This window comes from Clostridium mucosae, assembly GCF_024622765.1.
Classification (GTDB): Bacteria; Bacillota; Clostridia; order Clostridiales; family Clostridiaceae; genus Clostridium.
In genome coordinates this window covers 70,081-76,833 of sequence record NZ_JANKAF010000017.1, presented here as the reverse complement: position 1 = coordinate 76,833, position 6,753 = coordinate 70,081, and the positions used below count along the sequence as shown (strand labels likewise).

At 26.9% G+C, this 6,753-nt stretch carries 7 protein-coding genes; all 7 read right to left on the bottom strand.

From position 1 onward, the window contains the following. Nucleotides 1–136 precede the first annotated feature (136 nt). The gene (locus NSA50_RS15870) at nt 137–265 is read right to left on the bottom strand and encodes a hypothetical protein (RefSeq protein ID WP_257446620.1); all 129 of its coding nucleotides are present in this window, start codon (nt 263–265) and stop codon (nt 137–139) included. A gap of 15 nt (nt 266–280) precedes the next feature. After that, nucleotides 281–841, bottom strand: coding sequence for an accessory gene regulator B family protein (locus NSA50_RS15865; RefSeq protein WP_257446618.1), 561 nt, complete (start codon nt 839–841; stop codon nt 281–283). A 217-nt stretch (nt 842–1,058) separates the two neighbouring features. Further along, a complete protein-coding gene (gene recQ / locus NSA50_RS15860) occupies nt 1,059–2,816 on the bottom strand; it encodes a DNA helicase RecQ (RefSeq protein WP_257446616.1) in 1,758 nt (585 codons plus the stop codon). 346 nt (nt 2,817–3,162) lie between these two features. Then, entirely contained in the window at nt 3,163–3,585 is a 423-nt protein-coding gene (locus NSA50_RS15855; RefSeq protein WP_195430071.1) for a hypothetical protein, read from the bottom strand. Between the two features lie 384 nt (nt 3,586–3,969). Then, nucleotides 3,970–4,893, bottom strand: coding sequence for a transketolase family protein (locus NSA50_RS15850; protein ID WP_257446613.1), 924 nt, complete (start codon nt 4,891–4,893; stop codon nt 3,970–3,972). 12 nt (nt 4,894–4,905) lie between these two features. Continuing rightward, a complete protein-coding gene (locus NSA50_RS15845; RefSeq protein ID WP_257446611.1) occupies nt 4,906–5,718 on the bottom strand; it encodes a transketolase in 813 nt (270 codons plus the stop codon). Nucleotides 5,719–5,735: 17 nt separating this feature from the next. After that, entirely contained in the window at nt 5,736–6,734 is a 999-nt protein-coding gene (locus NSA50_RS15840; RefSeq protein WP_257446609.1) for a LacI family DNA-binding transcriptional regulator, read from the bottom strand. Nucleotides 6,735–6,753 lie beyond the last annotated feature (19 nt).

The window sequence follows — 6,753 nt, the reverse complement described above, 5'->3', positions numbered from 1 at the left end:
ACTAATTGTTGATTAGTATTGTATAAACTGAATAGTTTCATGATTTAAGTTTATGCAAAAAAGGTGGATTCTATTGAATCCACCTTTTCCCATTTATTCGGCTAGTTGCTTTTGCAACAGCCCCTTCTTTTGTATTCTATCTTAGTTTTTTAATTGAATCCGGCATTTCTTCTACACCTACACTCATTACAGATGTAGGAGCAACATTTATTAAAACTGCTGCAAATAATAGCATTAATGATCCTAAATACTTCTTCATTTTCATTTACTTAATCCCTCCTTATATTCTTTTATATTTATTAAACATTAATATAGCTTGTACTAAAATTGTCCAAATTGTTATTTGTGAAATCCACTTAACTTCAAACATAATAATTGATAATATCCCTAGTATTACAACATTAGTAATACCAATTTTTCTGTTTTTTCTAATAAGGTCTTCCTTTGTAAGAGGCATTTTATCATTTATTATTGGTGCCTTATTATAAATAGAAAATATACTAATTATATTTAATATTATAGAACTTATTAAATTCAATTCATTATTTTTAGACAAAACTATTATTAATATTACTAATATTAATGTAGCAATAAAACATTTTAATTGCGTATCTTCATGATAGCCACCAATAAAAGGCTTTGTGATTGACATTATAAAAATTATAAGTATACTTTCCTTAAAATATCCTAATACAAAAAATATTAAAATTACTAGTAACATTTTTATAATTTCATACAACATAACTTTAAGAGCATATTTACATTGTTCTATTTGTTCATTATTGAAATTATTATCTCGCCCTACACTATGTACTAATTTATGTACCAATTTTTCTATCATTTCTACTACCCTTTAATTCAATTTATTACCTTCTTCTATGTTATATAAAGTTATATTATATACATTATATAACATAATTTTATATAATTCTACATTTTTCTACTTTTTTACTTAATGTAATTATATAAAAAATAAGCTATTAAATATAAAATTAATATAGTAATAGCTTATCTATTACTTATTATCTTCATATATTACTTAAATAAAAAAATATATATTATGAACTAAGAATCAACTTCAAAACCTCATCTCCATACTTTTCAAATTTCTTTTCTCCCATACCTCTGATACTAAGTAATTCATCCTTGTCCTTTGGTATTTTATTAGCAAGTTCAATAAGAGTTGAATCTGAAAATATAATATATGGTTTTATTCCTAGTATATTTGCTTTTTCTTTTCTCCATAATTTTAGTTTATTAAATAAATCTTTATTTTCTATTTTTTCTTCAATATCTTCACTTAATTTGCAAATAACTTTTTCCTGTGATTTTAATACTTTTATCGATTTAGGATTTAATTTCAGCATTGAATATGTACCTTCTTTTAAATTAACATATCCTAAATCTAACAAAGTCTTGATTAAATCTCTTATAAATTTGCTGCTGTATTCCTTCATGATTCCATATGTAGTCAGGCTATCTAAGTTATTTTGAATTATCTTAGGCCCCTTAAATCCTCTTAATATATCAACTAATACTGAAATACCATACAGCTCTCTAGTTCTATATACACATGATAAAATCATTTGAGCTTCTATTGTAAAATCTCTAAGTTCTTCGTTATTTAAACAGTTGCTGCAATTATTACAATATGGCTTTGCATTTTTATCTCCAAAATAATTTAAAATAAAGCTTCTATAACATTTATCATATTCACAAAAATCAACCATACTTTGAAGTTTTCTTATTTCAATTTCTTTTCTAGTATTACCAACTGTAGTATATATTAAATATTCTAATGTTCTTATATCTTCCCTATTATATAAAAGGTGACATTCTGTTCTTTCTCCATCCCGGCCACCCCTACCTATTTCTTGATAATAGTTTTCAAGGTTCTTACATAAAGTGAAATGAATTATATATCTTACATTAGATTTATCTATCCCCATTCCAAAAGCATTTGTTGCAATCATTACATTAAAATTATCTTTTAAGAATTCTTCCTGATAATAGTTTTTCTCATCATCTTTTAATCCACCATGATACTTTGCTGCATCTATTCCTCTTTCTTTTAAATAATAATATAAAGCATCAACTTCTTTTCTAGTTGCACAATAAACTATTCCAGAAGCCTCTTCATGATCTCTTATATAATCTTTGACAAACTCTGCTTTATCTTCTTCCTTATGTACACATATTGATAAATTTTCTCTATCAAAACTACCTAAGTACATATATGGATTGATAAGTTCTAAAAGCTTAAAAATATCCTTTCTTACTTCTGTAGTTGCTGTAGCCGTAAATGCAGTAACCACAGGTCTAACATTTAAACTTCTTATAAAAGGAGCTATAAATGTATAGCTTTTTCTAAAATCATGTCCCCACATAGAAACACAATGTGCTTCATCTATTGCAACTTGACTTATCCAGAGCTTTCTTAACATCTTATTGAAATATTCACTTTCTAATCTTTCTGGTGCTATATATAAAAGTTTAACTTCTCCATCATAACATCTCTTTAATATTTTCTTTATTTCATCTAAACTTTGAGTACTATTTATATATTCTGCCTTTATCCCTATATCATTAATGGAATCAACCTGATCCTTCATTAATGATATTAAAGGAGAAATCACTAAAGTAATTCCATTAAAAATTAAAGCAGGAATTTGATAACAAATTGATTTTCCTCCACCTGTTGGCATAATGCAAAGGCTATCCCTTCCCCTTAAAATATTTGATATTATTTCACTTTGTCCTTCTCTAAAGGAGTTATATCCAAAATATTTTTCTAAAACTTCCATTGCTTTATTCATAATGTTAATCACTCCTTTCTCCTTAAAATTCTACCATATTTTCTAACTATTAAAACACATTTTATAATGAAATAATTAAAGAATTAAAAAATGAAAGAATTGTGGATGTTTTGCTATAATATAACAATAGCGAAGATAAATAGACTGTGAAATAAGCATATATCTAATACTTCTTTACATATCTATTTATCTTCGCCAACTTGTATTTCATTACTTTAAATTATCAAATGAAGAATTATCCTCATTAATGATATGTATTAAATTGGAGATATTATATAAAAATCGGAAAGTTAATATATATCATTATGTTTAATTCTCATTTTATAAGTTAACCTTTACATACATCTTAATTTAACCTTTTAATTATCTTATCATTTTGCTCTTTTGTTAAATTAAGTTTTTTTGTTATATTTAATAATTTTTCAAATAATTCATTTTCATTTATCATACTTCTTAAATAACTAGTTATGGAATTACTTATTTCTAAAACTCTTTGTAGAATTTCTATTCTATCTTCAGCTTTAAGTTTATTTTGTTCCACAGCTCTATATAATATATAGCCATATACTGAACATAACTCAACATAATCTATTATTTCTTCTGATGATATTTTATTTATCATGCATTCAATTTGTATTGGTGAATACTCTTTATAAATATCATTATTTATATTGAAATGTAATGATGCATTTATAAATTCATCCTTCAGGTCACTTGTTACTTTTTCTTCTAAGTAATTTAAAACTAGTCTATATATTATAACATCCATTACGACTGTCCCCCTAAATAATTCCTCTAATTATAATTTATCATAATTTTGCAAATTTTTAAATTGTATTCTTAAAATTTAAAAATATATTTTTATTTAATCTAAATTTATATTTAATATTAGCAAGAAGTTTAGTTAACTTTAGTTATTTTTGTGGCTTGTCTTAAACAACTTTTTATTTCATATTTAATAAATTAAATTTAATTAATTTAAGTTTATTATTTATTGATTTGATTTAATATGTAGTAAATTCTTAATATTAGAATTTACTACATATTAATGATATTATAATTCCCTATTCAAGAAAAAAGATACCTATGTAAATTAAGGTATCTTTTCCATCTATATATTTAATTATGATTTGGGCATCTATTGAAAACTATATTAAATAATTTCCTTTACAGCTTTTATTATCTCATCACTTGTTAAACCATATTTTTTCATTAACTCATCAGGAGTTCCAGATTCGCCAAATGTATCTTTTATTCCTACTGTTTTAACTATTGTAGGATGATTACTTGTTACAACTTGGGAAACAGTTGCTCCAAGTCCACCTATAATTGAATGTTCTTCAGCTGTAACTATTCCTTTTGTTTCTTTTGCTGCCTTTATTATTAATTCTTTATCTATTGGTTTAATAGTAGAAATATTAATAACTCTAGCATTTATTCCTTCTTCTCTTAATTTATCAGATGCTTCTATTGCTTTTTGAACCATCATTCCAGTTGCAATTATAGCTACCTCATTTCCTTCTCTAAGCTCTACACCTTTTCCAATTTCAAATTTATAGTTATCATCAAATATATCTTCTGTATTACATCTACCAAATCTTAAGTAAACTGGTCCTACAAAGTTTGCTGCTGCTTTTGTAGCTTGCATAGCTTCTCTGTGATCTGCTGGTACTATTACAGTCATATTTGGAAGTGCGCTCATAAGTGCTATATCTTCAACAGATTGGTGTGAACCACCATCTTCTCCAACTGTTATACCTGCATGAGTTGCAGCTATCTTAACATTCATCTTAGGATAGCATATTGAGTTTCTTATTACTTCAAATGCTCTACCTGTAGCAAATACTGCAAAAGTACTAGCAAAAGGTATATTTCCTACGTTAGCAAGACCTGCTGCCATTCCCATTAAGTTTTGTTCTGCTATACCTGCATTAAAAAATCTATCTTTAAACATATTTTTAAAATCACATGTTTTAGTTGACTTAGAAAGATCCGCATCAAGAACTACAACTTTATCATTTTCTTTTCCTAATTCTACTAGTGCCATTCCATATGATTCTCTTGTTGCCTTACCCATTATAAATCCCTCCTATTTCATGATTTCCATAATAGCTTGTTCTGTTTGTTCTTTGTTAGGTGCTTGTCCGTGCCATCCTGCTTGGTTTTCCATAAAGCTAACACCTTTACCTTTTACCGTTTTAGCTATTATTACTGTTGGCTTACCTTTTGTTTCTTCTGCATTTTTAAAGGCTTTGTCTAATTCTTCATAATCATGTCCATCACATTCAATTACATTAAATCCAAAACCTTCAAATTTTTCATCTAAAGGATTTATTCCCATAACCTCTTCGTTTTTACCATCTATTTGTAATCCATTGAAATCAACTACTGCAACTAAGTTATCTAATTTATAATGAGCTGCTGCCATTGATGCTTCCCAAACTAAACCTTCTTGAAGTTCTCCATCTCCTAATACTGCATAAACTCTAGCATTATTATTTTGGGCTTTTAATCCTAAAGCCATTCCTACAGCATTAGATATTCCTTGTCCAAGTGATCCTGTTGAAACATCAACCCCTGGAACATGTTTAGAATCTGGATGTCCTTGAAGTAATCCACCTGTTTTTCTTAAAGTCTTTAATTCTTCTTTAGGGAAAAATCCTTTTTCAGCTAATACTGAGTAAAGTGCAGGCGCAGCATGTCCTTTACTTAATACAAATCTATCTCTTTGCTCCCATTTAGGGTTATTTACATCTATGTTCATCTTTTCATAATATAAATATGTTAAGACATCTGCACAAGATAATGATCCACCTGGATGTCCAGACTTTGATTCACAAAGCATTTCTATTATATTCTTTCTAACATTCTTAGAAACAGAAATTAAATTTTCTTTATTCATATTTTACACCACCAAATCTATTTTACTGTTTTTCTTTCTACTAAATACGGTTTTAAATTAATAATATTTTCTTCTTTATTACTATTTGCAACATCCATTAATAAATTAAAGGCTTCCTTTCCCATATTATAAATAGGTTGTGCAATTGTAGTTAATTCTGGCTCTATATAAGAACATATTCCAATGTTATCATAACCTAATATTCCTATATCTTCTGGTACTTTTAAACCTTTTCTAATCAGACACTTGATTCCACCAATAGCCATAATATCACTACTATAAAATATTACATCAATATTATTATTTTTCATTATAAGTCTTTCTGTTGCATTTATTCCCCCTTCTAATGAAATTTCATCCTCTTCTAATAAAAGTTCATTAAAAATTTCATATTGCTTAGATATTTTTTGAAAATATCTAAGCCTTGAATTTGAACTCACTTCATTTTGAGTAGACCCAACAAAAGCTATATCCTTATACCCTTTTCCTATTAAATAGTCTAAACCTCTTTTTATTCCCTCTTCATTATCACAAAAGACACCATTTATCTTTTCTACTTCATCAATGTGCCTATCGACAACAACAAATGGTACCTCATTAGATTTTAGCATACTTATAGAATTGTTCCTTTTACCATTTGCTACAATTATTACTCCGTCGACTAGTTTGCTTATTAATAATCTTATATACTCTTCTTCTTTCTTACTGCTATTAAAAGTATTACATAAGATCACACTATATCCTTGTTTTTCTGCTTCTGTTTCAATAGCCTTTGCCATTTCTGCAAAGAATGGATTTTCTATATCTGGAATAATAAAGCCTATAGTATAACTTTTCTTTGTGCTTAAACTTCTTGCTAGAGAATTTGGTATATAGTTTAGTTCTTTTACTGCTTCTAAAATTCTATTTCTTGTTTCATCTGAAACACTAATATCTTTATTATTTAATACCATGGAGGCTGTAGTTCTAGATACATTTGCATGTTTTGCTATATCTAAAAGAGTTACCTTACTCATAAATTCCACTCCTTATTGC

Bases quoted from the DNA above. Each gene is read 5' to 3' on its own strand.
- NSA50_RS15870 (WP_257446620.1), bottom strand. From the start codon at position 265: ATGAAAATGAAGAAGTATTTAGGATCATTAATGCTATTATTTGCAGCA.
- recQ (WP_257446616.1), bottom strand. From the start codon at position 2,816: ATGAATAAAGCAATGGAAGTTTTAGAAAAATATTTTGGATATAACTCC.
- NSA50_RS15845 (WP_257446611.1), bottom strand. From the start codon at position 5,718: ATGAATAAAGAAAATTTAATTTCTGTTTCTAAGAATGTTAGAAAGAAT.
- NSA50_RS15840 (WP_257446609.1), bottom strand. From the start codon at position 6,734: ATGAGTAAGGTAACTCTTTTAGATATAGCAAAACATGCAAATGTATCT.
- NSA50_RS15850 (WP_257446613.1), bottom strand. From the start codon at position 4,893: ATGGGTAAGGCAACAAGAGAATCATATGGAATGGCACTAGTAGAATTA.
- NSA50_RS15855 (WP_195430071.1), bottom strand. From the start codon at position 3,585: ATGGATGTTATAATATATAGACTAGTTTTAAATTACTTAGAAGAAAAA.
- NSA50_RS15865 (WP_257446618.1), bottom strand. From the start codon at position 841: ATGATAGAAAAATTGGTACATAAATTAGTACATAGTGTAGGGCGAGAT.